This window comes from Ornithinimicrobium sp. INDO-MA30-4 (assembly GCF_021535045.1).
In the GTDB taxonomy this organism is placed as follows: Bacteria; Actinomycetota; Actinomycetes; order Actinomycetales; family Dermatophilaceae; genus Ornithinicoccus.
The window spans coordinates 1,719,991-1,745,673 of sequence record NZ_CP091056.1 but is presented as its reverse complement, the minus strand read 5'-3'; the positions used below and the strand labels follow the sequence as shown (position 1 = coordinate 1,745,673).

The window sequence follows — 25,683 nt, the reverse complement described above, 5'->3', positions numbered from 1 at the left end:
GCGCCGGTGATCTTGGGCCCACTGGACTTCCAGGTCACTGGCGGTACCCTCAACCGGGTCTTCGCGGTTGGTGACCCAGAGGCTCAAACGATGAATGTGGCCGTCCATGTCATCGAAGTCGACGAATCTGGCTCCGAGGCACCAACTGTCGTGAACACTGGCACCGGCGGTTTCTTTGGTGTCCTGCACCCAGCGAATAGCTTCTTAGCTCTGTCTTGCGTTGAGTCGGGCGCCAGCTCACCGAACCGTGCGCGGTAGCCACCGCGCACGCTCGGTCGCGCGCCGCACCCCGGCCGCCCTGATCGTGGGGTTGGCCACCGTTGGCACTATCGGCACAGGTTGGATTGGCGGGCAGGTCATGACCGGCACGCCAAGTGCAGCGGAGGCGTCCGGCCTGGCCAAGGTCCAAGGCAGCATCACCGTGTCCTCGCAGGAGCCAGTCTCGGATGCCAGCGACCTACCCGCAGCCCAGCAGGGCACTGAGGCGGCAAGTGCCACGACCCGCTTCGTGCCAACTGACGTGACTCTGCCGAGCGAGCAGACAGCGTCTGTCCACCCAGCCATGACTATTGGCGGCGAGCTAGTGGTCCCCGAAAATGCAGACGATATCGGCTGGTGGGACGGCACCGCGTATGCCGGCGACCCCTTTGGCAACACTGTGCTCGCCGGGCATGTGACGACCCCGGTGGGCCCGGCTTCTTTGGCGAACTGCTCTCGGTCAGCACTGGTGATGTGATCACGGTGAGTGACGGCGCGGCGGTCATCGACTACCAAGTCACCGAGATCAACGAAATCGACAAGGACGCGCTCGCCTCCGACACCGACACCTTCGATCAGACCGGTGAGCACCAACTGGTGATGATCAACTGCTCAGGGCTTGGCAGCCAGACCTCAACAGCTATGTCAACAACACCATGGTCGTCGCTGAGCAGGTCAGCGGCAGCTGAGCATCATCGGAGCAATATCGGCCTTCGCCTTGCCCTGACGCGAACACGAAGGTGGCGGCCCCCAAACGGAGACCGCCACCTTTTAGCGCCTACGCCGGCGCGTCGAACTAGCCGTTGTTCTTGTTGGCCTTGCTGATCTGCGGCAGCAACTGAGCCATCAGCAACGTCGACAGCGCCGAGTTGTCACTCGAGCCACCGTCGGTGTGGACGATAACCGGACGAGGTGCTGACTCAGCCAGCGCGGTGCCGACCTGCAGTCGGCGGCGAGCCAATTCATACCCGAGCACTGCGCGGTTGTCGCGGTATGCGGTGGCCAACTCTTCCTGAGCTTTGGCTTCACCCTGGGCGGTGACCAGGTTCGTGCGGGCCCGAGTCTCAATCTGGTACTTGACCTTTTGAGCCTCGGTCTCGCGCTCTTCAAGCATCTGCGCGACGTCCTTGCGGGCCTTATTCAAGGCGGCCTTAACCTCAATGATGCGAGCGTCGCGGACCTTCTTGAGCGCTCGATCTCGATCAGCAAGTTGTCGATGCGACGCTTGCGGATAAGTTCCCATTCCTGTTCGTACGCCGACAGTTCCTTGGCCACGCGCTCGCGGGTGGAGAGGTGGTTGCGGTACTGGTCGGGCAGCTGCACATCCGGGATGTTCGAGCCCATGATCTGCACGCCATACCGAGTCAGTTGCCGGTTCAAGATGTCCTGCATGTCCTTGACGTCCGAGCCGCGAAGGTCATAGGCCTGCTCGGTGCGAACCTGGCGGCTACGCTGGCGGATCGCGTCCTGCACCGCGTTGGACAGCACCAGGTCAAAGTTGCCGGCACCGATGGTCTGCACGAAGCGGATCGCGTCAATGATGCGGAATCGCAGGAAGAACTCGATCGACTTCAACGGCACGTTCTCGGCCGTGGGGCTGGAGAGCACTGGTGCCGAGTAGGGGATTTCGGTGGTGACGTCGACGACGTAGGCAACCTGAGCCCAGGGGTGCCACAGGTAGTGGCGTCCCGGAGTCAGGCCACGGCCGCTGATGGCGCCAAACTTGGTCAGCACGCCGATGGTGCCTTCCTCGATCTCGACGATCGAGGAGCGCCACCACCACAGGCCAGCGAGGGCTAGAAGCAGGATCGACACGATGATTGCGGTGACGCCCAGGCCGCCGTGGTCTGAGCTGAACAAGAAGATCGCGCTGATCAGACCCCAGACCGCGATCCAGACAAAGGTCAGCCAGCGTAGGCCCCGTGAGTCCTTGGGGATGACGACGGGGACGAGTGAGCCACCTTCGCCGCCGCGCAGCAGCGCTGCAACGTCGCCCCAACCAGCGAGGGCTTCCTTGATGGAGGACATGCCGTGGCCGTGGGCGGCTTGGGCTGGGCTAAAGGATTGCTCAGACATTCTGCTCATCCTCACGGTGCTTAGGGCTGGTCTGGGTGGCTACTTCGCCGGGGTCACCGGGCTCGGCGACCGACCTGCGAATCTCTTCCATCCGGTCTTCGCCGGGGATGTGGGAGGAGTCCTCAGACTCGGGAACAATCTCCACCTGTGTCTCTTGCGGAGCTTCTAGGAGTCGATCAATAGCGTCCTTGCGGCTAGCCACCCGGTCCTTGATGGCGTCCTTGCGCGACTGAATGTCGGCCATGTCGGCATCGGAGAAGAGCGGGGCGTCTGCGTCGCCAATCAACTGACGGGCAACCTGCAAGAAGTCGACACCATTGGTGTCGTCGCCCACCCGGACGATCTGCGGCAGCGATTCGGCCAACGACTCCAACTGGGTCAGCATGTCCTGCTGGTAGCGGTAGTCGAGGATCTCCGGCGCCAAGGCGGCGCTCATGGCGCGGATGTCGAGTGCCTGGGCTTCCAGGGTTGCTGCGTTGGCGTTAGCCGTGGACTCAGCCTCAACGAAGCGCTGAGTGGCCAAAGCATCGGCGCGGTTTGTCTCGCGCTCCAGGGCCGTGTCCATCTGCGCTTGGTAGCGCGCGATGTCGGCCTGGATCGAGGACAACGTCTCATTCAACGACGCGAGGTCCTTGTTAAGGTCACCGTCGTTTTGCTCTTTGCGCAACTGCAGTTCGTATTCGTATGTGTAGGCCTCTTTAGCGACTCGGATCATCTCCGGCGCCGCGAGGTCCATCCGGTAGCCCTGGTTGGCAGGCTCAGCGTGCGTGATGTTGGCCGTGGTCAACTGCACTGCCGGGGCAAACTGCGCGTTCAACTGCTCAAGCAGTCCCTGGGTGCTCTCACCCACGAGGTCATAAATGCCAGCGGCCTCTTGCTCATAAATCAGCGAGCGAGTGGTCTCCGAAATCGCGTTGTTTAGCTTGTCCTGGAAGCCCTGAACAGCACCCAACACGAAGACGAACTCGCGGGCGTTGATGATCCGGAACTGCAAGAACAGGTCAACCGAGGCCTGGACGCCCGACTTGGTCGGGGCCTGACGGATCGGTGCGTTAAAGGGGTATTCGCGGGTCACGTTAATGATGTAGGAGACGCGCTTCCACGGGTTGATCAGCGTGACCAGCCCGGGCCCGACCTCGGCTTCGACCTTTCAAAGCGAGAAATTAAGGCAACGCAGCCCTCGGGGACCATCACCATGCCAGCACGCCACCACATAAAGAGAGCAGCAACGATCACCAGCGCCACATAGTGCGGTCCGAAGACCGCGAACGATAGGTCAAACGGGAGGAGGACGATGCTGCCCACAATGCCAACGATCACCAAGATGACGGCGGGAAATAGCGCGCGAACTCGGGTGCCCTTGGGCATCACCATGGGGGTGATGACGTGCACCGGCCCGTTGGGCCCCTGCTCATAGTTGCTTCGGCTCAGGTGCTCAGCCGAATCCCCAATGGAGCAACTGGTCGCCTGAATCCTAGTGCCGGGCGAAGCCGCTTGATCGCGCGCCGAGGGAAAGTCTCGAGCATCAAGGTCGAACTCGTCCTCACCGCGGTTCTCATTGCGGCGCCGATTGTCCTCACCCCCGCCACTGCCTCGGTTGGCCGCGCCGCCAGCTGCCTGCTGCGCCGCTTGCCCGCCCTGCTGTGCCATCGAGCTGGCCATCTGGCGCGCGTCGGCGCCACCAGCGACCTGTCTCGCAGCATTCATAAACTGCTCTGCTCTGCTCACGTTCTCCCTGCCGATCTCGTGAATGGGGACCGTCACGACGGTCCGAAACTCGCGTTTCTCTCTGGCGAGAATCGCACACCAGGTGGACGCGGGCTAGAGCCACGCGGTTCCCTGGCATTTCCCAGACTAGGCGCGGACGTAGATCTCTTTCCGGTTCAGCGCAAAGGCGAGGGCTGCCCAGGCAAGGACAGCGAGCGCAGGCATACCCCAGGTGGCCACGGCGCCGGAAGGGAACAGCGTCACGAAGGCGTCAAAAAGACCGGAGCGGCGCAGTAAGGAATTGAGCACATGCGAGCCGAAATACACTAGCAGGGAGTTGCGACCCAGCGCTATGAGTGGCTCTAGCGCTTTCGCTTGCTGACTCTGAAGGCTGGCCCGCCCACCGCATACTCCGTCATGATCGTGCTGACCCGGGGCGAAGAATCAGGTGCCTGTGCTGACGTCGGGGGATGTGGAGCGAGGCCTGTGCGGAAACTCGCCTCGAGGCCTGGACTGATTTCTTTACCCAGATGTCGCTAGAAGATCCGTCCATCCCTGGTGACTTCGCCGAGGCCATCACGGTTGACCTCAGTAGGCACGATCCGATCACCGAACGAGACGACGGCGGGGAGTTGGTCCACGACCCCACTGCTCAGGTATGGCTCGATGAGCCAGGTCGTGGAGCACTGGTGGCCTTTAATGCGGGCGACGGCGACCTCACGAGCGATGAGACTCAGTGGGCCCTTGACCTCGTCCTGCAGGAACCCGAATTGTTTGGCCTACCCAACATCGACGGGCCGCAGGAGGTCTGGGGTCGTATTGGTATGCGGGCGACACGACCGAGTGCGCGGTCTATCCACACCCTGACCATCGGGCGATCGCTGACTATCTGACGCAGGTCAGCGGCCTATGACTGGCTGGGCGAATGGCCGTTCTCTGAGGGGCAAAGCGAGTTGTTCCATCGGGATCAGGCTTTCGTGCATACCCACTCAGGCTGAGCAGCGGACGCGGGCCTATCGTGAAGGTATGAGCGCCAATCCGGCAAAAGAGATCGAAGTTTTCGCACCACGTGAGGTGCCCCTTGGCGGCCCGCGCGCGATGAAAGTGCGCCGGACATTGCCCTCACGCGGCCGCTCGTTGATTGGGGCTTGGTGCTTCGTCGATCACTACGGCCCCGACGACGTGACCCAGGACCGGCCCGGGATGGTCGTGGCGCCACATCCACACATTGGTCTGCAGACGGTTTCGTGGCTCTTTGCTGGTGCAATTGAGCACCGCGACTCGATCGGCAGCCATGCGGTGGTGCGCCCTGGTGAACTCAACCTGATGACGGCTGGCTTTGGGATTAGCCACTCAGAAGTCTCGACTCCCGAGACCACCGTGTTGCATGGCGTGCAGTTGTGGGTGGCTCTGCCCAAAGGCCGAGCGCAGATGAACCCCGACTTCGCCCGGTATGCCGCCAGTCCTGTTCCGGTCGCCGGTGGCCAGGTCACTGTGTTCCTGGGGGAGTTGTCGTGGCTCGACGAGGACGCAGCCACGCATACTCAGTCTTCTCCGGTGCCCACCCAGACGCCCTTGCTGGGAGCTCAGATTGACCTTGACGCAGGAGCCTCGTTGCACCTCACGAGCGACGCGGCGTTTGAGCACGGAGTGCTGGTCGACACCGGCTCGGTGACTGTCAACGGGCAAGTTGTGCAGGCCGGTGAGCTTGCGTTCTTGCCATCTGGTGCCGACAGCATGGTCATTGACACGCCAGAGAAGGCTCGGATTTTGGTATTGGGCGGACCACCCTTTGGCGAAGAAATACTCATGTGGTGGAACTTCGTCGGGCGCTCCCAGAGTGAGATCGAGCAAGCCAGGGCGCGATGGGAAAAGGAATCCAATGGTGTTGCGCCGCAACGCTTTGGCCAAGTTCGGGGAGGCATGGAGCGCATACCGGCCCCCGCATTACCGGGAGTAAATCTCAAACCCCGTAAGTAGTTGACCGGCGCAAAGCCTAGAAATGGCCAAAAACGGAGCGCACACTGGGAGTTTCCCCGAAAATCGTGCACCCGTTTTAAGGAAGTCCCTCCCATGCGCAGAATCGCTACCGCCGCAAGCCTCGTGACGGCACTCGTTTTCGGCGCAGGTTCGGCCTGGGCAACACCGATGGACATCGCACAGCGGCCAGTCCAAGACGACCTCGTTACGGATGAGCAAGACCGTCGCCAATCTGTCACGTTGACCGAAATCAGCGAGCCAGCCAGCGTCATTGACGGCGGCGACTCTGCGACGACGCACGAACATACCGAGTCTGAAGGCGCCCACCTGCAGGGCGGTGCCGCGATTGACACTGAAGTCGCGATCGTCGGAGTCACCTGGCCCGGTGCCGAAGCCGGCCACGTCCTGGTGCGTAGCCGCACCGGGGATGCGTGGTCGCCCTGGCAAGAAGGGAAGCAAGCACCGCGCCAGTTGCCACTGGCGGTGATGAGCCTGAGTTGCCTGGGGCCGTGGAAGTCACCACCGGAACCGAGGGCGCCATCATGATCGGGGTCGATGAGGTTGAGTTTGATGTTGTTGGTCCCAACGTCCCGGTTGTGCTGGATGTCTGGGAAGTCGCCAGTCGGCCTGAGGACCTGACCGACGTTCCGCGCGTTGATGGCAAATCAGCGCAGAGCACGGAGGCCATCACGCCTGAGGCCGTCACCCAGGCCTACGGTGTCAATGGCCCCGTCATCGGCACTCGCCAAGACTGGGGCGCAGATGAGTCCATTCGTGAATTCAGTCCGAACTACACCGAGTCGGGCCTGGGCGTGACGATCCACCACACGGCTGGCTCAAACTCCTACACCTCAGGGCAGGTCCCAGCCATCTTGCGCGGAATCTACGACTTCCATGCACAGAGTCGTGGCTGGGGTGATGTCGGCTACAACCTGCTGGTCGACAAGCACGGGCGTGCCTGGGAGGGGCGCCGCGGTGGCGCCAACGAGGGCTTGCGAACCGCCCACGCCAATGGGATGAACTATGCGACAGCAGGTATCTCGATCCTGGGTGACTACAGCGTCAGCCAGGTGCCCAGTTCGGGCTTTGAAGCGATGGCAGCCGTGACCGCTTGGCGATTGGACGTCAACGACCTCGCGGCCCAAGACACCTTCCGTTACGAAAACACTTTGAAGGCTGGACTCGCACGCTGCCAATTGTTCACCGGCACCGCGATGTCAATAGCACCTCATGCCCTGGCAATTACTTCGCCAACAGACTGGGGAATTCACCGATCGGGTGGAGTCTTATCAGACCCGCAACCTGATCGCTGTGCAGAAGTACGCAGGCGAGAGTCGGTATGAGACGGCTGGGGACCTTGCTGAAGCTTCACACCCCTTCGGTGCGGAGACGGTCTATGTTGCCAGTGGGAATTCAATCCCGGATGTGCTCGCGCTGGGGCCCCTAGCCGCGGTTAACGACGATGCCGTGTTGTTAGTGAAGCCAACTGGTATCCCCTCTAGCGTGCAGCGGAGGCTAGCGGAACTGGATCCGCAGCGGGTCGTCGTCGTGGGCGGCACGTCGGCGGTCAGCCCAGGTGTGCAGCGTTGGCTCGGGGATCAGGGCTACGACGTGAGTCGCATCTCAGGCGAAACCCGGTATGAGACTGCTCGGGCTCTGACTGGTGAGTTCGATCAGGTCAGCACTCTGTATTTGGCATCGGGACAAGAACCCGCCGATGCCCTTGCCGGTGGAGCGGCTGCTGCAGCCAACAACGATGCAGTGCTACTCGTGAACGGGGCCACTGACCTCGACGTCGAGACGACAACGGAGATCGCTCGGCTTTCGCCCGAGCGAATCGTGTTTGGGCGGATCAACGCACATCACCGATGCCTACCGAGACCAGGTTCGCTTGGCCATGCCAGGCACGGCTAACTCGCGAATTGGCGGCGATGATCGGTTCGAAACATCAGCCATGCTGGCTCGGGCAACCTGGACGGGGGCGCTGGAAGTGCGTTGATCGTGGATGGCGGCGCGTCCATCGATGCAGTCGCTGGAACGCAACTCGCGGACTATCAAAACGCTCCAGTTTTGCTAGCAAGGCCGACCTGTATGCCGGCGCCAGTCCGCATCGCGACGTCCGTGCTCGACACAAACCTGAGCACGGTTCTTGGCGGCGGGATGAGCCACTCAGCAGGCACGACCCGCTGCTGATCTGTTGAGAGTGTCTGCCCTCGCGCCTAGGGTCTAAATAGCACTCAACGAGATCAGGGGAGTCTTGTCGTCTGACGAAGGCCACGGAGGCGGCGCGCTCTCAAGCGTGCGCCCCAGCCTCCGTCGCGCCCGATCGGGTGGAGGCCTGCTACTCAGTGTGTTTGTGCTGATCGCAGTCACCACGGCGATCATCACAGGAACCGTCGGGTATTCGCTGGCGGCGGCGACGGTGTCCGCTCGCCAAGCCATTGTTGAGGTTTAGAGCCCAACAGAAGCCGGGTTGCAGGTGCTGACCCGTCAGCAGCAGGACGCGCCGGCCCAGGACGCTGCTGCGAGGCAGTTGTTTGAGCAAGCGTTTGCGCCTGCGGAAGTCATCGTCCAACGTTCGCTCCTCAGCGATCCGCGACCAGTGGACGGTCGCGAAGAGCGGCTCGTGGTGATCGCCGACGACACGGTGGTGCCAGGGAGGCTGGCCTCGTGGATGTTGTCGACGGCGCGTGGCCAGCGGTGGGCTCAATGCCGATACAGGGCGCACTGCACGTCGAAGCCGCTGCAGTTTGGGGCCTTACCCAGGGTGATGAGATTTCCGTCGATGGGCAAGACGTGCAGATTTCGGCCCTCTGGCGACCGACAGACCCGGCAGCTGCCTATTGGTTTGACGACCCGCTGGCAAGGGCCGGTCAGGCTGACGGAGAAGTTGGGCCATTGATCGTTGCCACTGAGGAGATAGCCGCTTTCAGCGATCCACCCTTTGTGCGCTGGACGATTCAGCCAGACGCGGATGCTCTGCAGCCTGATGATCTGGCTCCGATCGCCTCAGCGGCACAAACCTTGCGCTCAACCCTGAAGTCGAGTGACGTGGAACTGCGCGGAGTTCAGGTCGACGGCGATTTGGCACCGACAGCCGCGGCGGCCGCCCAGAATCTTGCCATCGCCCGAGCTCTTGGAGTGGTGCCGCTCCTCTTGCTCTTTGGGGTCTGCCTGATTGCTCTGGTGCAGCTGGCCAGGTTGTTGGTGGTCTCCAGGACCAGTCAGTTTGGGTTGTTCTTGGCCCGGGGCGCGGCTCGCCGTCAGGTGATTGGCTGGTCCGTGCTGGAAGCCCTGGCTCTCTCGGTAACGGGCGGCGGTGTCGGCGTGGTTGCAGCCGGCCTCGTCCTCGCCGTGTCAGTTCCTCAGGCTCAGTTGACCCAGTGATCGTTATCGCCGTGGGCGCGCTCACCGGTGTGGCTGTGGTCGCTGTGCTGACGGCCGTATCGGTCACCCATGTCCGCCAACTGGCCACCCGCCAGCGCTCTGATCTATCAGGGCGCCGTCGTGGTGGCGGCTGGCGTGGTTGTTGTCGCCGTCCTCGGGCTGGCCGGGCTCTCGTGGTGGCAATTGCAGCGCTATGGGTCTCCCTTGATCCGGGACGCGCAGGGAGTTGAGCACGGACTTGTTGGCGGGCTCGGCGCCGACATTCTTATTGACCGCTTGCGCGGTGATTGCACTGGCGGCCCTGGGCCCGCTTTCTCGACTGGGTCAAACAGTGGCGCGGCGTCATGGGTTAGCCGGTCACCTGGCTGCAACGCAAGTATCCCGTCAGTTGTCAGTCTATGCCGTGCCAGTCGTGTTGATCGTCCTGTCGATGGGCACGGCGACCGTCGCTGGAATGTATGCCGCCACGTCGAGCGACCTGCGGGCCAGCGTCGCCGACTTGGGCAAGGATCCGATGTCCGCGTCGTGCTGGAGCAAACGGGTGCGGACGAGAGAGACCGCCGCGCGATTTCGGAGGTCTCTGGGGTTGAGGCCGTTTCGCCAGTGTGGGTGGCAGACACTCAAGTTGGAGCCACCGATGCCCAGGCCATCGTGGCGCCGATGGCTCGCTGGGGAGCCGTGACCGACGTGCCCAACGGCGCGGCAGACCCGGCCGAGTTGGCCGACGTGCTTAGCCCTGGCCCAGCCGAAGGAATCCCGCTGCCGACTGGCGCCGAAACGGTGCAGGTTGATGTTGACTGGCAGGTGGTCATGCCACCGGCAGCGGCAGAGGCCATCGAGAGTGAGTTTGCGTCGTTGTATGAAGGGTTGTCGCAGCAAGCAGGGGTGCCAGCGGATGAGGCGCTCGCGATAGCACTGGAGGGTTTGGCGGCCAGGAGGGTGGGTTTGAGTTGACCCTCGCCCTCAGAGACACGGCTTCGGGACGAATCTCTACCTTCGATGCGGGCTCTACCACCAGCGCTTTTCGGTTGACGCCGAGACTCCCGAGGACGTGCAGATCGACATAACCCCACAGTCCACCTCCGTGGTGCTTGAGTTGCTGCCTGACACCGCATACGAAGTTGTGGCGCTCGATGTGTCGACACCGATCGTTTTCACCGGGTCAGCGGATCCTGTCACCTCCAGCGCGGACATCACGATGAATGCTAGTGACGAGGCCATTTCATTGACTCGGGCTGCGGATGACTGGGCTCAGACGTCTGAATCAGAGGACATCTTGGTCGAGCAGTCTGAAAGCGGCCTGCTCATCGACGTAGTCGACGCACCGAGCCTCTCGGGGGCTGATGGCCGCGTGGACTCATCCCTTGCCGCCTTCGATCCCGGAGGCCAGGTGCCTGTTGCCCTCAGCACCGAATTAGCGCAAGCGAACAGCCTCAGTGTTGGCTCGCGTGTCGACCTTGAGTCCTTTGGCGCGGTGGTCGGTGCTGAAGTTGTGCAGATCGTCGATGCTGTGCCTGGCTTCTCAAGCCCCCGCCTCATCGTGGCCGACTCTGCGGCGCTGAGTGTGGCGCTTTATGCCGAAGGCGCCACACCGCCTGCTGCAGATGAGGTCTGGGTTTCGTCTGCGCAGCCAACGCAGACGGCGGCCGAAATGCCGCGCTGCCGGGCATTGTGTCTGCTGAGCCAGGCCAGGCGCTCGAAGTGACCGACCCGGCTAGGGCGGTTCGGCTGGTGTTTTGGGCTGCCTCAGTCGGAGCAGTTCTGCTTGCGGGTATCGGTGTTGCGGCCGTTGCCGTGAGCAATGTTGCCGCTCGGCGCGCAGAGGTGGCTGTGCTCCGAGCGCTCGGCATGACTCCGCGAGCCCAGGCCCGATCAAGGCTCACTGAACTGGTGGGTGTGCTGGTCGCTGCCACGGTGTTTGGTGGATTGGCCGGTTGGGCGGTGTCGCTGTTGGTCGTGCCAGATTTAGCGCGGTCAACAATTCCTCAGGGCGTAGCGAGTATCCCGGCGACCCTGGCTTTGACGGTGGGGCCGTGGCTGGCCGTGCTGGGCCTGATGGTTGCCATCCTTGTGCTCGTCGGGTCTGTCTTGGTGGCGCGCGTGCGAGCCCAGGCCCTGGACGCGGACTACCGGGAGGAAGTCCGATGACGCACCGACTGCGCCGGGCCCCCGGGGCTGCCACGCTGGCCCTCAAGCAAGTGCGCAAAGATCCCGGAGTTTCGCTGCTTCTTGCTGTCTTAGTGCTGGTGATGGCTTTGCTGGCAACAATTGCGCCCCGGCTATTGACCGAGATGAATGCCCGTCAGGCCGATTATTCGATTAACCGTCTCAGCGTCACTCAGCGAGACCTCAGCAGCACAACCCCGCTGGCCTTTTCACGGTATTTCGTGGACGGCAGCGGAGCGCGGTTTCCTGGGCCGGAGGTGACGTGGGAGGCGCTGTCGGCAGGTTTGAAGCACATCGTGTCGGACAACCCGAGCCTTTGCGCTCGTTGCTGCAGCCAGCCGGGTTCTACGTCGACGTCGGCAGCCCGACTGTTGTGCCAAACGACCCAGCGAGCGACATCGCCGAGATCACGTTGCACTATCGCGTCGATCCGCAGATCAAAAACCTTGTCACGCTGGTCGAAGGAGATTGGCCGACCCCACCATCCCCGTCTTTGATGGCGATGGCAGGGTGAACGCTGAAGCGGAGATCTTGCTGAGCCAAGATGCAGCAGAGCAGTTGGAGTGGGAGGTCGGTGAAGTGCGAGCCGGAGCGGTCCCGACCCGGCTTAGCGGCACCTATCAGGTCAATGACGAGACGGACTCGCACTGGGCACATAGCGATTACGCCACAGAATTATCTGTCCTTGATGATCTTGACAAGGGTCTGCTGGCCAACGCCGCGGCTTATCTGGCACCCGGCAATCCGGGCGTGACTGAGCCTGGAGACGCCCGTTTGCTCAACGCCTGGTATCCGCTCAACGCGTCAAGCATCGCTGGGGACGATGTCGCGACGCTGACCGCGCAACTGTCCGGTTTTACGGCTGGCTCAGTGCCGCTCGTCGCCGCGGACAGCGCGGATGCTGTTGCCGTCGAAGAACCAGTCAACTTTGAAGCTCAGTTTTCGACTGAATTGTTCAACACCCTGGAAGCGTTGAGCGGCCAGCAGCGTGCGACCGCCTCCATCGCGGCCGTCGTCGCGGCTGGACCCATCGAGTCGCCGTCGCTGTCCTTGCTTTGGGCGCCCAACTCATCGTGACGCGTCGATCCAACACACTGGCCCTTGCCTCGGCACGTGGCGGCTCGGTGCTGCAGATCCGAGGGTTGCTAGCCCTCGAAGGCCTCCTGATTGGTTTGCCCGCGGCCCTGATCGGGTATGCGGCGGCGGGTCTCATCGTCGGGCCGCTCAACCGTGGCCGTGGGGCAGCATCGCTGTCGTGCTGATCATTGGACTGACCCCGGCTTGTGCCTTGGGCCTGGTTTCGACACCCGGCTCGCTCAATGCGGCTCGCTCAGACCTGGGTGGTCAGCGCAGCAAAAAGCGACGTCTGCTGGAAGCGTCGATCTTCGCCGTCGCAGCGATAGCACTCTGGCGCCTGTTGACGCGTGGCCCGGCCACCGATGGCGTTGGAGTTGACCCACTCATCGCCGCGACGCCGGCACTGCTGCCCTTGCGATTGCGCTCCTCACCCTGCGCTTGATGCCGGTGCCATTGCGGGCTCTGACGCGGAGGCTGCATACCCGCACCGGGCTGGCTCCGTTTGTCGGCGTGGCACGGGCAGTGCGCGACTCCGCAGGTGGGCTCCTGCCGATTGTTGTCGTCGTTCTTGGCGTCTCGGTGGCCACACTCAGCACCATGTTGGCTTCGACGATTGACCAAGGCGCTCAAGAGTCTGCTTGGAACGATGCCGGAGCGCAGATCAGGATAAGCGGGCCTAGCATCACCGACGACGTCGTTGAGGACTTGTCTGCTGTCCCTGGTGTGGCTGCTGTGGCCCGGGTGGCCCAGACCCGCACTGAATTTGAGTCAGAAGGCCGACAAACGCCAGTCACTGTTTACGTCGTTGACGATTCGCTGCAGGCAGTTCAGGAATCGGCCCCACTGGTGACTCCACTCCCAGGTGCGCTGTACTCCGGCGGTGATTCCATGCCGTTGATGGCAGGCGGCAGTCTTGAAGCTGCGGGCTCAGCGCTCCTGCCCAACGACACCTCAGCTCAGATTGTTGGCTCGATTGACCGGCTTCCTGGCGTGCGAACCGACTCGCAGTTTTTGGTGACGACCAGGTCCGCCTGGGAAGCGAGCGATCGAGATGTGCCAACTGGCAATGTTGCGTTGGTGGCCATCAATGAAGGCGCCGATCCAGCAGCAGTGAGGGCGGCCGTCAGTGGCGTCTTGCCGAATTCGCTGGTCGACACCCCTCAGGCGGATTTGCAGGTGTTGTTGGAGGCTCCAGCCACTTCTGGCCTGACTATAGTGCTGATCGCTGCCTCAGCACTGACCACCGCTCTGACTGCAGTGGCCATCGTCCTTGGCCAGGCCCTGGGCGCCCGCAGCCGAGTGCGACTGTTGGCAATCTTGCGAACGATGGGAGCCAGCCGAAGCCAGGTCCGCTCGCTGGCCAGCTGGGAAGCAGCGCCAGGCATCGTGGCGGCCTTCCTGACCGGCGGCTTGCTCGGCGCCTGTATCCCTGGTTGTTGCTCCAAGCCCTTGATCTGCGCACTCCACCGGTGGGGCCTGGCAGCCCGGTCTAGCGGTGAACCCGCTGTGGCTCGCGCTGGTCGTGCTTTGGGTGTTGGCATCTCTCGCGATCGCCGTAGCGCTTTCCACCGCGGTCGCTGCCCGCACTGATCTTGCCCAACACCTGCGCCTTGGCGAGGAAAGGTAGTCCTATGACTCTGCAAACGGAGCAGTCTGCTCCCCAACAACGCTCCGAGCCAGACATCGTGTGCGAAGACCTGGTGCGGATTTACTCCACGGAGGGCATTGAGGTGCAGGCCTTGCAGGGGCTCAATCTGCAGGTGGACGCGGGTGACTTGGTGGCCCTCGTTGGGGCATCCGGCTCGGGCAAGTCGACGCTGCTCAACATCCTGTCGGGCCTCGATGCGCCGACTGGTGGCCGGGCTCAAGTGGCCGGAGTCGACCTGGGCGCGATGACGCGCAAGCAACGAGTCGCATACCGCAGGAGCAGCGTGGGGTTTGTCTGGCAGCAGACTTCGCGCAACCTGCTGCCCTTCCTGACCGCAGCCGAGAATATTGCCCTGCCGATGCTGATCGCATCGCGCAAAGGTCGCAGCGAGCGGGTGGATGAGTTGCTTGACTTGTTGGAGATCAGTGACGTGCGTGACCGGTGGCCGCGTGAAATGTCGGGGGTCAGCAACAGCGGGTGGCGATCGCCACGGCGCTGGCAAATGACCCAACCGTGCTGTTGGCCGATGAGCCAACGGGGAGTTGGACGACGAGATGTCGGCCAAGGTGCTGGGCGCCATGGCGCAGACATCGGCGACCTTGGGCGTGACGGTTTTGATCGTCACGCACGATCCCACGGTGGCCGACCATGTGGGGCGCACAGTGCAGATTCGCGACGGGCGCACCTCAACCGAGGTGATCCGCCGAGAAGAGCTGGACGATGAGGGCCAGGGTCGAGTGATAGCCGAGGAGTTCACGGTGATCGACCGGGCCGGCCGTCTGCAGTTGCCCGACTCCCACGTCCAGAGCTTGGGGTTGCAGGACCGGGTTCGACTGGAGTTGGAGCCTGATCACGTGGGCATCTGGCCGGATGGGACGCATGACCTGGTGGGCGAAGGGAAGAAACATGAGCGCGGAGTATGCCCTGGCCGGGCGCGGATTGCACCGACAGTTCGGCAGCGGAGCCAACGAGGTGCACGCTTTGGCCGGTGTCGATTTCGAGGCCAAACCAGGCGCGTTGACGGTGGTGCGCGGCCCCTCGGGGTCGGGAAAGACGACGTTGCTCAATCTCCTGGGCGGGCTTGATCGGCCAACGAGCGGTCAGGCGGTGCTGGGCGATGGGAGAGTGCTGTCGGATCTGTCTGAATCAGAGGTTTTGGCTATTCGACGAGAGTCGATTGGTTATGTCTTTCAATCGTTTGGCCTTATCCCGGTGCTTTCTGCAACAGAGAACATCGAAGTGCCGTTGCGGTTGCTGGATACCCCGGCAAAGGAGCGCGACGAGCGAGTCGCGGAGGTGTTGGATCTGGTGGGGTTGGGGCGCCATGGCCATCAACGGCCCTATGAGCTATCGGGTGGTCAGCAGCAGCGTGTCGGCATTGCGCGTGCCTTGGTGTCCCGTCCCCGGATTGTTATTGCTGATGAGCCAACGGGACAACTGGATTCGACGACGGCAGCCACGATCATGGATCTGCTGACCCAACTCACGCACCAAGAGTCCATCGCTGCGATTGTCGCCACGCACGACACATTGCTGATCGACCGGGCAGACGAGGTTATTGAACTGCATCAAGGCGAGCGGGTGAGCGGCTAATCGGCTTGGTCGAGACCAACTGCGGTCACCTCAACGTGTCCGCCGTGGCGCCAGACAAAGTGGAGCGCCGGTGGCCGATCCTCATCGCTGCGGTCATAGCGCTTGAGAGTCACTGACGAAGTCATCATGGCCTTGGCCATAGGAATGAGCCCGCCAGACGCATGCGTTTTGGCCAGCACAATCACGCCATTGGAAAAGCAGATACGAGCGACCGACGGGGCAGGGGAGCTGCGGATCGCTCGCACTGGGACCTGGCGCCGAATGACATCGCGCAACCTCACCTCAAGCAACTCGATGAGTTTGTCGGCGATTTCGGCATCAACAGCAGCAAACAAGTGGTCGATTTCGGTTTGATCGGTGGCAGCAAGACTCGGATCCGGCTTGGGAACCGGGGTTGGCTTACCGCCAGGTTTGGCCGCCTGCTTGCTCTCGGGCGCAGGCTGATCGGCATTGCCCCGACGGTTGCGTGACACGCCTAGGGCAATCACAGCCAGGGCCACTACACCCAGCAGCACCCACTCCATACGCTCCAGTGTCGCTGTTCGAGTGGAATATCGCAGTAGTTCTGAACGCTGCCCTTGATATGACGATTCCAAACATTGTTCTAAACAACGGCGTCGAGATCCCCCAGGTTGGGTTGGGAGTTTTCCAGATCCCCGACGATGAGACCCAGGTCGCGGTTGAGTCCGCGCTTGAGGCTGGCTACCGCCACATTGACACGGCTGCGGGCTACCAAAACGAGGCTGGCGTTGGTGCCGCGCTCAAGGCCAGCGGCTTGCCAGAATCGGATGTCTTCGTCACCACCAAGTTGCGCAATGGCGAGCAGGGCTTTGAAAAGACCCTGCAGGCCTTTGAGAACAGCCGCCGCGAGTTGGGCGTCGACGTGATCGACCTCTACCTGATCCACTGGCCCGTCCCCGCCTGGGGCAAGGCCGCGGACACCTGGAAGGCGATGGAGAAGTTGTATGCCGAGGGCGCAGTCCGCGCGATCGGCATCTCCAACTTCCTGCCCGACCACGTCGAAGATCTGATGAAGGGCGTGGAAGTCACCCCGGCGGTCAACCAGTTCGAGTTGCACCCCAGCTTCCAGCAGCCAGGCACCCAGGCTGCCTCGACCAAGCACGGCATTGCCGTTGAGGCCTACGCGCCGATTGGCCAGGCCAAGGACTTGTCGTTGCCCGCTATCAAAGAAATCGCTGCTGCACACGGCGTCTCCGAGGGCCAGGTCGTGCTGCGCTGGCACCTGCAGAACGGCACCATCATCATCCCGAAGTCGGTCACCCCAGAGCGCATCCGCTCCAACATTGATCTGTTCGGCTTTGAGTTGTCGGCGGACCAGATGGCCACGATCACCGGCTTGGACACCGACGAGCGGATGTTCCCGGACCCGCAGACCGCAGACTTCACCATGATGTGATCGCGTCCGCTCTGGTCCATGCCATAGTGCGGTGATGGACCAGAGCATCAGCCCTCTACGCTTGCTGGGGGACTGGACATTTGAGCGCACCGTTGTCGACCAAGCCGCAGATATTCATGGCACGGTCGTCGGCACCATGACCCCCAAAAGCACCCCGATGGTCACGTCGATTGGCGTGAGGTCGGGGTGCTTTTGTGGAATGGCCAGCAGCACGAGATACACCGAAATCTGCGGATTGTGCGCGGTGATCATGGTGCTTGGGACGTCACTTTCGACGATGGTCGCCCGTTCCACCCGTGGCTGCCAGGTGAGTATCTCGATCACCCTTGCCGGGATGACCGCTATCGGGGTTCAATCGACATCGCTGCAGACGCGGAGCCCGTCACGCAATGGTCGGTGATCTGGGAGGTCCGCGGACCGCAAAAAGACCACCGCTATGAAACGAAGGTCCGACGTGACGCAGACATCTAAGCCCGAAGAGTTGGCCGACGTGATCGTCTGGGAGAACGTCGAGATCCCCTGCTTGATGGGGCCGTGCTGGCGGCACGAATATGGCTACCAGAGTCGGCCCTGCGCAGCCCCGTTCCCGCGATCCTCGAGTACCTTCCCTACCGCAAACGCGACGGCACAGCAGTCCGCGACGAACTGACATACCCTATTTCGCAGCACGCGGGTATGCGGGGGTGCGGGTCGACATGCGTGGCAACGGCGAGTCGACGGGCCTGATGCTTGATGAGTATTTAGCTCAAGAGCAAGATGATGCCCTCGAAGTTATCGACTGGATTGCGGCTCAGCCCTGGTGCACCGGCGCCCTCGGGATGATGGGCATCTCGTGGGGCGGCTTCAACTCTTTGCAGTTGGCCGCGCTGCGCCCAGAGCCGTTAAAAGCAATCATCACCTTGTGCTCCACCGATGACCGGTTCGCCGACGACGTGCATTACAAGGGTGGCGTCTTGATGAACGAAAACCTGGGCTGGGCGGCCACCATGCTGTCGTTCAGCGCTGCCGTGCCCGACCCGGCCCTAGTGCCCGACGCCAAGGATCGCTGGATAGAGCGGCTGGAGTCGATGCCGCTGTTGGCGAAGAACTGGATGGAGCATCAGACCCGCGACGACTATTGGCGACACGGCTCGGTCTGCGAGGACTACAACGACATCGAGATTCCGGTCTTCGCCGTTGGCGGTTGGGGTGACTCCTACAAAAACACCATTGCGCGCCTGATGGAGCACCTGACCGGGCCACGCCAAGCGCTTGTTGGCCCCTGGATTCACAAGTACCCGCATTTCGCGGTGCCGGGGCCGGCTGTGGGCTTTTGCAAGAGGCGCTGGCCTGGTGGGATCGCTGGCTTGCGGACGGGCTTAACGAAAACGGTGACGGCGAGCGTCAACCAACGGAGTCAGCAGGCCGCTATTACATCCAAGAATCCGTGCCGCCAGCGCCGATGCACGCCTACCGGCCAGGGCGTTGGGTGCAGACGAGTTCCTGGCCAAGCGCTGATGTGCACGCCACGAACTTCAGCCTGGGGGACCGAGGGCAGTTGAGTAGCAAACTTGATCCGCTAACGGAGCAGGTGCCGGTTTGCACACCACTGACCGCAGGGGTGGGGCAGGGCGAATATTGCGCGATCTGGACCGGCCCGGACCTACCCACCGACCAGCGGGCAGACGAAGCCTTCGCCGCAAACTGGACCACCGATCCCTAGCTGAGGCCATCGACATCTTGGGCCAGCCACAGGTTGACCTGACTGTCGCTAGCGCGACCAACGCTGGCCAGGTCACGGTGCGTTTGAGCGATGTCCGGCCCGATGGTGGGAGTGCCTTAATCACCTACGGCGTGCTCAATCTGCGACTGCGCGATGACCCAGCCCGGTTGAGCCCAGTGCAGCCTGGGGAGCCGATGGAGATCACCGTGGGCCTCGATATGACGGGGTATCGACTCGGCGTCGGCCACCGCCTTCGGGTGTCGATATCGTCGGCCAACTTTCCGTTGTTGACACCGCCACCGGTCCGCTCGGACCTGCAGGTTCTGCCGGGTGAGCCGCGCTTGACGCTGCCGGTATTCACCGGTCAAGACCTCACCGATCCGCTCTCAGAGCCAGAAGCAGCGGCTGGGGCACATGTGACCACGCACCGTGCCGCCTCGCCGCGGCGCACTGTCAGCACCGATATTGCAACGGGCCTCACGACCGTCACCATCGAGGATGACCTGGGTGACGTGACCTTTGAGGATCACGGTTTGCGGGTGGCCCAACAGTGCCGCGAGGAGTACACCGTGCACCCAGATGATGCCAGCCGATATGAGGCCAACATCTCTTGGCGCTACCAGGTGGGGCGCGACGGGGCATTTAACGCAAGCGTGATTAGCGGCTATCGGCTGACCTGCGATGAGGACACCTTTATCTGCAGGCCCAGCAAACGGCTCGTTGGGATGGCGAGACGGTGCAGCAGCGAGTCTGGGACGAGCAGATCCCACGGGTGGCCTCCTAGGTCAGGGGGCGCTTAGCTGTTGAGCACCACGATCGATTCCCACGGGCTGAGGTTCGGGCGGACCTCAGTGCGGCCATCGGTGGAGAGCAAGATTTGGCCATCGAGCAGGCCAGCGTCCTCGCCGAGGTCGACGGTGACGTGCTCATCCGAGAAGTTCGCCAGCACCAGCAATTGCTTGCTTTCGAGAGAACGCACGTAGGTAAACACCTGCTCGTCCTGCGGAAGCAACAGTCGGTAGTCGCCGTCCACGATCACATCGTGTGTGCCGCAGGTTGATCAACTGCCGGTGGTGGTGGAACACGGAGGTGGGGTCGGCGACAGCGGCCGCGGCGTTAATATCGACATAGTTGGGGTTGATCGCCAGCCACGGCTGCCCCGTGGTGAAGCCGGCTTTGTCGGAGGCATCCCACTGCACGGGGGTACGCGCGTGGTCGCGGCTCTTGACGCTCAACGCGAAGGTGATCTCCTCAGTGCTCCAGCCCTCCTGCGCGGCCTGCTTCGCCCAGTTGAGGGACTCGATGTCCTGATACTCATCGACGGAAAAGAAAGGTGAGTTGGTCATACCGAACTCTTCGCCTTGGTAGATGTAGGGCGTGCCGCGCATCATGTGCAGGACCGTGGCCAGGGTCTTCGCGCTGGCCACGCGGTGCTCGCCATCGTTGCCAAAGCGGGAGACGGCCCGCGGCTGGTCGTGATTGTCCCAGTAGAGAGAGTTCCAACCCGTTTCCATCAAGCCGGTCTGCCAGGCCGAAAGGTTTTTCTTCAGGTCCGGTAGGTAGAGGTCCTTGTGGCCCCACTTGTATTGGCCCGGGATCGTGTCAAGGTTCATGTGCTCAAAGGTGAACACCATGTTGACCTCGTCGCGCGTCGGGTCGGTGTAGTTCTGCGCCTCTGCGATGGTCACGCCAGGGGTTTCTCCCACGGTGACGAGGTTGCGGCCAGCGAGGACTTCACGGTGCATTTCTTGCATGAACTCGTGTATCCGCGGGCCATCGACGTAAGAGTTTTCAGCGCTGTCCAGCGAGCCGTCGGCGTTGAACTTCTTGGAGATCAAGTTGATGACATCCATCCGGAAACCGTCGACACCCCGATCCAGCCACCAGCGCATCATCTCGTAGACAGCCTCGCGGACCTGCGGGTTCTCCCAGTTCAGGTCGGGCTGTTTGCGCGAAAAAGGTGCAGGTAGTGACTGTCGGTGGTTTCGTCGTGCTCCCAGACCGAACCGGAAAAGAACGACTCCCACTCGGTTTCGGGCTCATCGCGCCACCAGTACCAGTCGCGCTTGGGGTTGTCGCGACTGGAGCGAGACTCAACAAACCAAGGGTGCTCGTCGCTGGTGTGATTGACCACGAGGTCCATCACGAGTTTGATGCCGCGTTCATGCAGCCCAGCGATCAAGACGTCCATGTCTGTCAAGGTCCCAAATGTGGGATCCATCTCCTGGTAGTCACTGATGTCATAGCCGTTGTCGTCCTGCGGCGACTGATAGGCCGGAGACATCCAGACCACGTCGACACCCAGCTCAGCGAGGTAGTCAAGTTTGCTGATGATGCCGGGCAGATCGCCAATGCCGTCGCCGTTGCTATCCGCGAAAGAGCGGGGATAAATCTGGTAAACAACGGCTGACTTCCACCAGTCGTTGGTGGGTCGGAGGTCACTGGCAACAGGTGTGGATGGCATGACACAAGCCTAACGAGAGGCGCGCGGAGTGACGACCATCACATACAAGGTAACGAGCAGTTGAACAATTGCTGACCTCGCCTGAACAATCCCTGGAAGCGGTGTTCGAGGCGTCTTGCAGCCGCTAGGTTTTGAGTGTGACCAATCAACAGCGACTGATGCAGCGGGGCTAACAATGACGACCCCACGCGATACGACGCCTGAGCAAGCGGCTCAGATGGCTCCAAACCAATTCGACCTGGCCCAGATCGATGAAGGCCACGTCGAGGTGGATCTCACACCAGCGGGCAAGGTTGTTCGCTGGGTTGGCGTCGCGACGATGTTCTTCTTCCTGATCACTTTCATCGAGATCATTGGTGATGGTTTCAAAGGCGCAACCGGGGGCCAGGCTGAGCAGTTGTTCGCCTTTGCTGAGAACCCGTTTGTCGGCTTGATCATCGGCATTTTGGCCACCACCTTGATCCAGTCCAGTTCCACGACGACCTCCATCATCGTCGGCTTGGTGGCCGGCGGTTTGCCGGTCAGCATCGCTGTCCCCATGGTGATGGGTGCCAACATCGGCACCACCGTCACCAACACGCTGGCGAGCTTGGGCACAGTTGGGCAAAAGAGCCCTTCCGTCGTGCGTTTGCTGCTGCCACGATTCACGACTTCTTCAACTTGACCGCGGTGGCCATCTTTTTACCGCTTGAGATCGCGACCGGCTTTTTGGCCAAGAGTGCGGCCTGGATGGCTGGCTTGTTTGAAGGCGCGGGCGGTGTCGATACCGGCAAGGTTGACTTCCTCGATACGGCGACTGCCCCTTCGTTGGTATCGCCGAAACGGTTGTCGGTGCAGTAGCCAGCAACGAGATCGTGCAAGGCGTCCTGCTCGCCTTGGTTGGTGCTGTTGGCATTTTGCTCGTGATCCGCTACCTGGGGATCATCCTGGGACAGTTGATGGTCGGCCGGGCCAAGGACCTGCTGCACAAAAGTATCGGTCGCGGGCCTATCACCGGTATGGCCTCGGGTGCGGCCGTCACGGTTGTCGCGCAGTCGTCCTCTGTCACCACCTCGTTGATGGTGCCGTTGGCTGCTGCCAATACGATCACCCTGCGACAGATCTACCCCTTTACCCTTGGCGCCAACATCGGCACCACGGCTACCGCGCTGATCGCGTCTATGGCTGCTGATGAGCACGCCGAGGCGGCATTGACCATTGCGTTCGTGCACCTCCTCTTCAACGTCTTCGCCACAGTGCTCATTTACGGAGTGCCGTTCTTGCGGAGGATCCCACTACTGGGTGCCGAGACCTTGTCGAACCTCGCCACGGAGAACAAGATGTATGTAGTGGCGTGGGTCTTAGGTGTGTATTTCCTGCTACCGGGCCTGATCATCGCCGCCTCGGTCTTTGTCTTCTAAAGACTTAGCAAAGAGAAGAGAATCCACATGATTGAGCAACAGAATTTTGCCCACCCCGACCTCGATGCCTTGCCCGAAGATGTCCTGGAGCAGATGCTGGTCGACGCCGAGCGGACCCTGCGCGACATCCGCGGCGAGTTGCGCAACCGTCGCACGGTCGCCCATACGGGGATTGACCTGGACCTGCCTCAGCATGACCTCAATGAGGCTCGTGGCCGTTGGACCTACTTCATCGAGTTTATCCGCGAGATGAACGAGCGCGACGCTGAAGCCAAGGCCAACCAGCGAGACGACGATGGTGAGCAGGGGCACCTCATCTAACTTCCTTCCCATCCTGACACGAAGTGCGCCGTACCCCTGAGGGTCGGCGCACTTCGTGATTCTGGGACAATGGCTGATGTGAACTTCTCCTCGTTACCCGCCAAGGCAGAGATTTTGGTCGTTGGAGCTGGCCCCGCCGGGCTCTGCCGCTGCGGCTTGGGCTGCGCGTATGGGCCACGATGTCGTGTTGGCGGATGCTGCTGTTTTTCCTCGCGACAAGAGTTGTGGCGATGGTCTGACGCCGCGTGCGATTGCCGAGTTGGACCGGCTGGGGCTCAAGGAGTGGACCAATGATCACGTGGTCAACAAGGGTCTACGGGCGCACGGATTTGGCCAGGTGCTTGAGCTGGAGTGGCCCGATGGCAACCTGCCCAAGACCGGGTCGGCAGTGCCGCGAACCGAGTTGGATGACCGGATTCGCGCCGAGGCGTTGGAGTCGGGTGCTCAAGGGGCTGAGGGTGCACGCGCAGTCGAGGTGCTGTGGGATGGCGACAAGGTTGAGGGAATCGTTTTTGACCATGAGGGGGAGCGCAAGTCGGTCCGCTGCCAGCAGTTGATCGTTGCGGACGGGGTCCGCTCACAACTTGGCCGGCTACTGGGCCGCGAGTGGCACCGCGACACGGTTTATGGGGTTGCTGCTCGCTCATATTTGTTGTCTGAGTGCTCCGAAGACCCGTGGATCAGCTCGCACCTGGAGCTGCGCGGCTTAGAAGGTGAGCTGCTGAGTGGGTATGGCTGGATCTTCCCGCTAGGTGGCGGACAGGTGAACGTCGGTGTTGGCACGTTGGCAACTCTCAAGCGGCCGGCGAATGTGCAGTTGCGTCCCTTGATGCAGTTCTACGCTGACCAGCGTAAGGACGACTTCAAGCTGTCTGGCGATCTGCAGGCGCCCAAGTCAGCGATGCTGCCCATGGGTGGTGCAGTCTCGGGTGTCGCTGGACCCAACTGGGCCCTGATTGGCGACTCGGCTGGATGTGTGAACCCGCTGAACGGTGAAGGTATCGACTACGGCATGGAGACTGGCCGAATGGTGGCTGAGTTGATCCATGAGGGTGGATCGCTGGATCATGCCTGGCCACAACTGCTCACAGATCACTACGGCGAGGCGTTCTCGATCGCTCGTCGATTGGCCGGTCTCGTCACCATCCCGCGCCTGCTCCCGGCTGTTGGCCCGATCGGCATGCGCTCCAACTGGATGATGATGTTGGCGCTGCGCTGGATGGGCAACTTGATCACTGACGAAGACCGGGATGCTGCGGCGCAAGTATGGCGTTGGGCGGGCAAAGCGTCGGTCAAGGTCGACGCGCGACCGCCATTTAGTTGAGTGCCGCGTAGTTATCCGAGCTACTGTCGGACCTGCCTCGTAGTGTGTAGGTATGGGACGCCAGCGAACAGCAGTCGGCACGACTCGCGCCACACCAGCGCGCAAGGCAACACAGCACGTAGGGGGACTGGCGGCTATTGCCGTCCTGGGCCTCACGGCCTGTTCCGGTGACGACGCTTCTGTGGGATCGGATGACGGCAGCACCGCAGACATATCCTCCGCCCCGGCTCAGGCCAGGGTTCTTCCCGCCGAAGACGTGGTTGAGGCGGATCCGGTTTTCAACATCGATCCCAGTGGCACCTTCGCGACGATGCCGCTCACGACCACTATCGATATGGCTTGCGCTATTGTCTTCGGCGAGACCGAAGAGTTGGGCCTTATCGCCACCGACTCCGATATGGCAGGCGGCGTGCACAGAGCACATGCCCTTGCTTGAGGGGCTCCAGCCTGACACCGAATACTTCTATCGGCTACAGGGCACCGGTATCGACGGCAATCTTTATCAAAGTCAGATGTACACCTTCACGACTCCGGTCGCAGCAGAAACCGATGAGTTGGGGCCGAACGCCGCGCTTGATGCAACGGTCGTCGAGGTCAGTTCAGAGTTCTCCGAGGACTTTGCCGGAGCTTTAGCGATCGATGGCAACCCGACTAGCGAATGGTCGACCGATGGCGACGGCGACGATGCCAGCATCACCATTGATCTTGGAGCCTCGACGGACATCGTGGGTGTGGGCTATCGGACCCGCTCGATGAGCGATGGCACCGCAGTCGTTGAGAGTTATACGGTCAGTGTTGACGGCGAAGAGTTTGGGCCATTCGAAGTTGGCCAGGGGTTGGCCGTCGAGGAGTTGAGCGCTATGGGCCAAGAGGTCACCTTTGCTGCCGACACCACCACCGGCGGAAACACCGGTGCCGCCGAGATAGAGGTTTACACCGCACCATGAATCGTTTTTGCAGTTGCTGTTGCTCTCGATTAAGGCCTCTCGTGGAGCCTCGTGTGGGCTTCTCGATGTCGGCCGGTTAAACCTGTGGGTGCGACCAACTGACCTTGATGCCCTCGGCCACATGAACAACGGAATCTATTTTTCGATCATGGACTTGGGCCGAGTCGACTTGATGATCAGGTCCGGGATGGCCAACGCGCTCAAGCCACACGGGGT

General features: G+C 61.9%; 37 protein-coding genes and 5 pseudogenes. 34 read left to right on the top strand and 8 right to left on the bottom strand.

The window, feature by feature from the left end:
* Positions 1 to 6 precede the first annotated feature (6 nt).
* Genes L0A91_RS10270 through L0A91_RS10260 form a run of 3 tightly spaced genes read left to right on the top strand, consistent with a single transcriptional unit; the run spans position 7 to position 1,083 of the window.
* A complete protein-coding gene (locus L0A91_RS10270) occupies positions 7 to 258 on the top strand; it encodes a hypothetical protein (protein ID WP_235244375.1) in 252 nt (83 codons plus the stop codon).
* On the top strand, positions 248 to 736 hold the full coding sequence (locus L0A91_RS10265) for a hypothetical protein (protein WP_235244374.1): 489 nt from the start codon (positions 248 to 250) through the stop codon (positions 734 to 736). The genes L0A91_RS10270 and L0A91_RS10265 overlap by 11 nt, the downstream gene beginning before the upstream one ends.
* Positions 737 to 741: 5 nt before the next feature.
* Positions 742 to 1,083, top strand: coding sequence for a hypothetical protein (locus tag L0A91_RS10260; protein WP_235244370.1), 342 nt, complete (start codon positions 742 to 744; stop codon positions 1,081 to 1,083).
* On the opposite strand, the gene L0A91_RS10255 is transcribed toward L0A91_RS10260, so the two are convergent.
* The 5 genes from L0A91_RS10255 to L0A91_RS10235 form a co-directional block, all read right to left on the bottom strand.
* A complete protein-coding gene (locus L0A91_RS10255) occupies positions 1,055 to 1,402 on the bottom strand; it encodes a hypothetical protein (protein ID WP_235244368.1) in 348 nt (115 codons plus the stop codon). The genes L0A91_RS10260 and L0A91_RS10255 overlap by 29 nt on opposite strands.
* Positions 1,399 to 2,334: an SPFH domain-containing protein gene (locus tag L0A91_RS10250; protein ID WP_235244366.1), complete on the bottom strand. Its 936-nt coding sequence runs from the start codon at positions 2,332 to 2,334 to the stop codon at positions 1,399 to 1,401. The genes L0A91_RS10255 and L0A91_RS10250 overlap by 4 nt, the downstream gene beginning before the upstream one ends.
* Positions 2,327 to 3,415, bottom strand: coding sequence for an SPFH domain-containing protein (locus L0A91_RS10245; RefSeq protein WP_397333873.1), 1,089 nt, complete (start codon positions 3,413 to 3,415; stop codon positions 2,327 to 2,329). Before L0A91_RS10245 ends, L0A91_RS10250 begins: the two co-directional genes overlap by 8 nt.
* Before the next feature lie 29 nt (positions 3,416 to 3,444).
* Positions 3,445 to 4,098: a hypothetical protein gene (locus tag L0A91_RS10240; protein WP_235244363.1), complete on the bottom strand. Its 654-nt coding sequence runs from the start codon at positions 4,096 to 4,098 to the stop codon at positions 3,445 to 3,447.
* A gap of 90 nt (positions 4,099 to 4,188) precedes the next feature.
* Positions 4,189 to 4,350, bottom strand: coding sequence for a hypothetical protein (locus tag L0A91_RS10235; RefSeq protein WP_235244362.1), 162 nt, complete (start codon positions 4,348 to 4,350; stop codon positions 4,189 to 4,191).
* A 221-nt stretch (positions 4,351 to 4,571) separates the two neighbouring features.
* Here L0A91_RS10235 and L0A91_RS10230 point away from each other — a divergent pair, with 221 nt between their 5' ends.
* The 16 genes and pseudogenes from L0A91_RS10230 to L0A91_RS10155 all read left to right on the top strand — a co-directional run bounded on the left by L0A91_RS10230 (position 4,572) and on the right by L0A91_RS10155 (position 14,908).
* A complete protein-coding gene (locus tag L0A91_RS10230) occupies positions 4,572 to 4,934 on the top strand; it encodes a hypothetical protein (protein WP_235244360.1) in 363 nt (120 codons plus the stop codon).
* Positions 4,935 to 5,067: 133 nt separating this feature from the next.
* A complete protein-coding gene (locus tag L0A91_RS10225) occupies positions 5,068 to 6,021 on the top strand; it encodes a pirin family protein (protein WP_235244357.1) in 954 nt (317 codons plus the stop codon).
* Positions 6,022 to 6,144: 123 nt separating this feature from the next.
* A complete protein-coding gene (locus tag L0A91_RS10220; RefSeq protein WP_235244355.1) occupies positions 6,145 to 6,567 on the top strand; it encodes a hypothetical protein in 423 nt (140 codons plus the stop codon).
* Positions 6,519 to 7,364: an N-acetylmuramoyl-L-alanine amidase gene (locus L0A91_RS10215; RefSeq protein ID WP_235244353.1), complete on the top strand. Its 846-nt coding sequence runs from the start codon at positions 6,519 to 6,521 to the stop codon at positions 7,362 to 7,364. Before L0A91_RS10220 ends, L0A91_RS10215 begins: the two co-directional genes overlap by 49 nt.
* Positions 7,333 to 7,935, top strand: a complete 603-nt coding sequence (locus tag L0A91_RS10210) for a cell wall-binding repeat-containing protein (protein ID WP_235244351.1) — start codon at positions 7,333 to 7,335, stop codon at positions 7,933 to 7,935. Before L0A91_RS10215 ends, L0A91_RS10210 begins: the two co-directional genes overlap by 32 nt.
* Before the next feature lie 87 nt (positions 7,936 to 8,022).
* On the top strand, positions 8,023 to 8,214 hold the full coding sequence (locus L0A91_RS10205) for a cell wall-binding repeat-containing protein (RefSeq protein ID WP_235244349.1): 192 nt from the start codon (positions 8,023 to 8,025) through the stop codon (positions 8,212 to 8,214).
* A 477-nt stretch (positions 8,215 to 8,691) separates the two neighbouring features.
* Entirely contained in the window at positions 8,692 to 9,408 is a 717-nt protein-coding gene (locus L0A91_RS10200) for a hypothetical protein (RefSeq protein ID WP_235244347.1), read from the top strand.
* Positions 9,409 to 9,477: 69 nt separating this feature from the next.
* Entirely contained in the window at positions 9,478 to 10,362 is an 885-nt protein-coding gene (locus L0A91_RS10195; protein WP_235244345.1) for a hypothetical protein, read from the top strand.
* A gap of 97 nt (positions 10,363 to 10,459) precedes the next feature.
* Positions 10,460 to 11,113 carry a hypothetical protein gene (locus L0A91_RS10190; protein WP_235244342.1) on the top strand — a complete coding sequence of 218 codons (654 nt, stop codon included), beginning with the start codon at positions 10,460 to 10,462 and terminating at the stop codon, positions 11,111 to 11,113.
* Positions 11,080 to 11,556 carry an FtsX-like permease family protein gene (locus L0A91_RS10185; protein WP_235244341.1) on the top strand — a complete coding sequence of 159 codons (477 nt, stop codon included), beginning with the start codon at positions 11,080 to 11,082 and terminating at the stop codon, positions 11,554 to 11,556. Before L0A91_RS10190 ends, L0A91_RS10185 begins: the two co-directional genes overlap by 34 nt.
* Positions 11,553 to 12,071, top strand: coding sequence for a hypothetical protein (locus L0A91_RS10180; RefSeq protein WP_235244338.1), 519 nt, complete (start codon positions 11,553 to 11,555; stop codon positions 12,069 to 12,071). Before L0A91_RS10185 ends, L0A91_RS10180 begins: the two co-directional genes overlap by 4 nt.
* Positions 12,043 to 12,651, top strand: coding sequence for a hypothetical protein (locus L0A91_RS10175; protein ID WP_235244336.1), 609 nt, complete (start codon positions 12,043 to 12,045; stop codon positions 12,649 to 12,651). The genes L0A91_RS10180 and L0A91_RS10175 overlap by 29 nt, the downstream gene beginning before the upstream one ends.
* Positions 12,648 to 12,836 carry a hypothetical protein gene (locus L0A91_RS10170; RefSeq protein ID WP_235244334.1) on the top strand — a complete coding sequence of 63 codons (189 nt, stop codon included), beginning with the start codon at positions 12,648 to 12,650 and terminating at the stop codon, positions 12,834 to 12,836. The genes L0A91_RS10175 and L0A91_RS10170 overlap by 4 nt, the downstream gene beginning before the upstream one ends.
* The gene (locus L0A91_RS10165) at positions 12,830 to 13,093 is read left to right on the top strand and encodes a hypothetical protein (RefSeq protein WP_235244331.1); all 264 of its coding nucleotides are present in this window, start codon (positions 12,830 to 12,832) and stop codon (positions 13,091 to 13,093) included. The genes L0A91_RS10170 and L0A91_RS10165 overlap by 7 nt, the downstream gene beginning before the upstream one ends.
* Complete coding sequence (locus L0A91_RS10160) at positions 13,093 to 14,241, top strand: FtsX-like permease family protein (protein ID WP_235244330.1); 1,149 nt, start codon at positions 13,093 to 13,095, stop codon at positions 14,239 to 14,241. The genes L0A91_RS10165 and L0A91_RS10160 overlap by 1 nt, the downstream gene beginning before the upstream one ends.
* Before the next feature lie 41 nt (positions 14,242 to 14,282).
* Positions 14,283 to 14,908 (top strand): annotated as a pseudogene (locus L0A91_RS10155) (ABC transporter ATP-binding protein).
* Between the two features lie 77 nt (positions 14,909 to 14,985).
* Here L0A91_RS10155 and L0A91_RS19900 read toward each other — a convergent pair.
* On the bottom strand, positions 14,986 to 15,207 hold the full coding sequence (locus L0A91_RS19900; RefSeq protein ID WP_397333703.1) for a hypothetical protein: 222 nt from the start codon (positions 15,205 to 15,207) through the stop codon (positions 14,986 to 14,988).
* Between L0A91_RS19900 and L0A91_RS10150 the strand changes: the two genes are divergently transcribed.
* Positions 15,206 to 15,892 carry an ABC transporter ATP-binding protein gene (locus L0A91_RS10150; RefSeq protein WP_235244326.1) on the top strand — a complete coding sequence of 229 codons (687 nt, stop codon included), beginning with the start codon at positions 15,206 to 15,208 and terminating at the stop codon, positions 15,890 to 15,892. The genes L0A91_RS19900 and L0A91_RS10150 overlap by 2 nt on opposite strands.
* Here the strand turns inward: L0A91_RS10150 and L0A91_RS10145 are convergent.
* Entirely contained in the window at positions 15,889 to 16,416 is a 528-nt protein-coding gene (locus L0A91_RS10145) for a hypothetical protein (protein WP_235244324.1), read from the bottom strand. The genes L0A91_RS10150 and L0A91_RS10145 overlap by 4 nt on opposite strands.
* A gap of 59 nt (positions 16,417 to 16,475) precedes the next feature.
* On the opposite strand from L0A91_RS10145, the gene L0A91_RS10140 reads away from it, so the two are divergent.
* From L0A91_RS10140 to L0A91_RS10110, 6 genes and pseudogenes are all read left to right on the top strand, one after another.
* Positions 16,476 to 17,309 (top strand): aldo/keto reductase, encoded by an 834-nt coding sequence (locus L0A91_RS10140; protein ID WP_235244322.1) that lies wholly within the window; start codon positions 16,476 to 16,478, stop codon positions 17,307 to 17,309.
* A 177-nt stretch (positions 17,310 to 17,486) separates the two neighbouring features.
* Positions 17,487 to 17,780 (top strand): annotated as a pseudogene (locus L0A91_RS10130) (DUF6314 family protein); the annotation flags it as partial.
* Positions 17,764 to 17,958, top strand: coding sequence for a hypothetical protein (locus L0A91_RS10125; RefSeq protein ID WP_235246686.1), 195 nt, complete (start codon positions 17,764 to 17,766; stop codon positions 17,956 to 17,958). The pseudogene L0A91_RS10130 and the gene L0A91_RS10125, both read left to right, overlap by 17 nt.
* Positions 17,880 to 18,850 (top strand): annotated as a pseudogene (locus L0A91_RS10120) (CocE/NonD family hydrolase). Before L0A91_RS10125 ends, L0A91_RS10120 begins: the two are co-directional and overlap by 79 nt.
* The gene (locus L0A91_RS10115) at positions 18,847 to 19,011 is read left to right on the top strand and encodes a hypothetical protein (protein WP_235244319.1); all 165 of its coding nucleotides are present in this window, start codon (positions 18,847 to 18,849) and stop codon (positions 19,009 to 19,011) included. The pseudogene L0A91_RS10120 and the gene L0A91_RS10115 overlap by 4 nt, the downstream one beginning before the upstream one ends.
* Before the next feature lie 17 nt (positions 19,012 to 19,028).
* Positions 19,029 to 19,811 (top strand): CocE/NonD family hydrolase C-terminal non-catalytic domain-containing protein, encoded by a 783-nt coding sequence (locus L0A91_RS10110; protein ID WP_235244318.1) that lies wholly within the window; start codon positions 19,029 to 19,031, stop codon positions 19,809 to 19,811.
* Here the strand turns inward: L0A91_RS10110 and L0A91_RS10105 are convergent.
* Positions 19,808 to 21,475, bottom strand: a pseudogene (locus tag L0A91_RS10105) (alpha-glucosidase). The gene L0A91_RS10110 and the pseudogene L0A91_RS10105 sit on opposite strands and share 4 nt — an antisense overlap.
* A 175-nt stretch (positions 21,476 to 21,650) precedes the next feature.
* On the opposite strand from L0A91_RS10105, the gene L0A91_RS10100 reads away from it, so the two are divergent.
* The 8 genes and pseudogenes from L0A91_RS10100 to L0A91_RS10065 all read left to right on the top strand — a co-directional run.
* Positions 21,651 to 22,139 (top strand): Na/Pi symporter, encoded by a 489-nt coding sequence (locus tag L0A91_RS10100; RefSeq protein WP_235244316.1) that lies wholly within the window; start codon positions 21,651 to 21,653, stop codon positions 22,137 to 22,139.
* The gene (locus L0A91_RS10095; protein ID WP_235244314.1) at positions 22,136 to 22,315 is read left to right on the top strand and encodes a hypothetical protein; all 180 of its coding nucleotides are present in this window, start codon (positions 22,136 to 22,138) and stop codon (positions 22,313 to 22,315) included. Before L0A91_RS10100 ends, L0A91_RS10095 begins: the two co-directional genes overlap by 4 nt.
* A 14-nt stretch (positions 22,316 to 22,329) precedes the next feature.
* Positions 22,330 to 22,875, top strand: coding sequence for a Na/Pi symporter (locus L0A91_RS10090; RefSeq protein WP_235244313.1), 546 nt, complete (start codon positions 22,330 to 22,332; stop codon positions 22,873 to 22,875).
* Positions 22,876 to 22,902: 27 nt separating this feature from the next.
* Positions 22,903 to 23,196 carry a hypothetical protein gene (locus tag L0A91_RS10085; RefSeq protein WP_235244312.1) on the top strand — a complete coding sequence of 98 codons (294 nt, stop codon included), beginning with the start codon at positions 22,903 to 22,905 and terminating at the stop codon, positions 23,194 to 23,196.
* Between the two features lie 121 nt (positions 23,197 to 23,317).
* Complete coding sequence (locus L0A91_RS10080) at positions 23,318 to 24,520, top strand: geranylgeranyl reductase family protein (RefSeq protein WP_311197772.1); 1,203 nt, start codon at positions 23,318 to 23,320, stop codon at positions 24,518 to 24,520.
* Positions 24,521 to 24,572: 52 nt separating this feature from the next.
* Entirely contained in the window at positions 24,573 to 24,956 is a 384-nt protein-coding gene (locus L0A91_RS10075; RefSeq protein ID WP_235244311.1) for a hypothetical protein, read from the top strand.
* Positions 24,943 to 25,467 (top strand): discoidin domain-containing protein, encoded by a 525-nt coding sequence (locus tag L0A91_RS10070; RefSeq protein ID WP_235244310.1) that lies wholly within the window; start codon positions 24,943 to 24,945, stop codon positions 25,465 to 25,467. Before L0A91_RS10075 ends, L0A91_RS10070 begins: the two co-directional genes overlap by 14 nt.
* A 121-nt stretch (positions 25,468 to 25,588) precedes the next feature.
* Positions 25,589 to 25,681 (top strand): annotated as a pseudogene (locus tag L0A91_RS10065) (4-hydroxybenzoyl-CoA thioesterase); the annotation flags it as partial.
* Between the last annotated feature and the right edge of the window lie 2 nt (positions 25,682 to 25,683).

What these genes read in the sequence shown, in the direction of transcription:
- L0A91_RS10250 (WP_235244366.1), bottom strand. Translation starts at nt 2,334, where the DNA reads ATGTCTGAGCAATCCTTTAGCCCAGCCCAAGCCGCCCACGGCCACGGC.
- L0A91_RS10230 (WP_235244360.1), top strand. Translation starts at nt 4,572, where the DNA reads ATGTCGCTAGAAGATCCGTCCATCCCTGGTGACTTCGCCGAGGCCATC.
- L0A91_RS10225 (WP_235244357.1), top strand. Translation starts at nt 5,068, where the DNA reads ATGAGCGCCAATCCGGCAAAAGAGATCGAAGTTTTCGCACCACGTGAG.
- L0A91_RS10195 (WP_235244345.1), top strand. Translation starts at nt 9,478, where the DNA reads ATGTCCGCCAACTGGCCACCCGCCAGCGCTCTGATCTATCAGGGCGCC.
- L0A91_RS10180 (WP_235244338.1), top strand. Translation starts at nt 11,553, where the DNA reads ATGACGCACCGACTGCGCCGGGCCCCCGGGGCTGCCACGCTGGCCCTC.
- L0A91_RS10160 (WP_235244330.1), top strand. Translation starts at nt 13,093, where the DNA reads ATGCCGGTGCCATTGCGGGCTCTGACGCGGAGGCTGCATACCCGCACC.
- L0A91_RS10150 (WP_235244326.1), top strand. Translation starts at nt 15,206, where the DNA reads ATGAGCGCGGAGTATGCCCTGGCCGGGCGCGGATTGCACCGACAGTTC.
- L0A91_RS19900 (WP_397333703.1), bottom strand. Translation starts at nt 15,207, where the DNA reads ATGTTTCTTCCCTTCGCCCACCAGGTCATGCGTCCCATCCGGCCAGAT.
- L0A91_RS10145 (WP_235244324.1), bottom strand. Translation starts at nt 16,416, where the DNA reads ATGGAGTGGGTGCTGCTGGGTGTAGTGGCCCTGGCTGTGATTGCCCTA.
- L0A91_RS10140 (WP_235244322.1), top strand. Translation starts at nt 16,476, where the DNA reads ATGACGATTCCAAACATTGTTCTAAACAACGGCGTCGAGATCCCCCAG.
- L0A91_RS10100 (WP_235244316.1), top strand. Translation starts at nt 21,651, where the DNA reads ATGACGACCCCACGCGATACGACGCCTGAGCAAGCGGCTCAGATGGCT.
- L0A91_RS10085 (WP_235244312.1), top strand. Translation starts at nt 22,903, where the DNA reads ATGATTGAGCAACAGAATTTTGCCCACCCCGACCTCGATGCCTTGCCC.
- L0A91_RS10075 (WP_235244311.1), top strand. Translation starts at nt 24,573, where the DNA reads ATGGGACGCCAGCGAACAGCAGTCGGCACGACTCGCGCCACACCAGCG.
- L0A91_RS10070 (WP_235244310.1), top strand. Translation starts at nt 24,943, where the DNA reads ATGCCCTTGCTTGAGGGGCTCCAGCCTGACACCGAATACTTCTATCGG.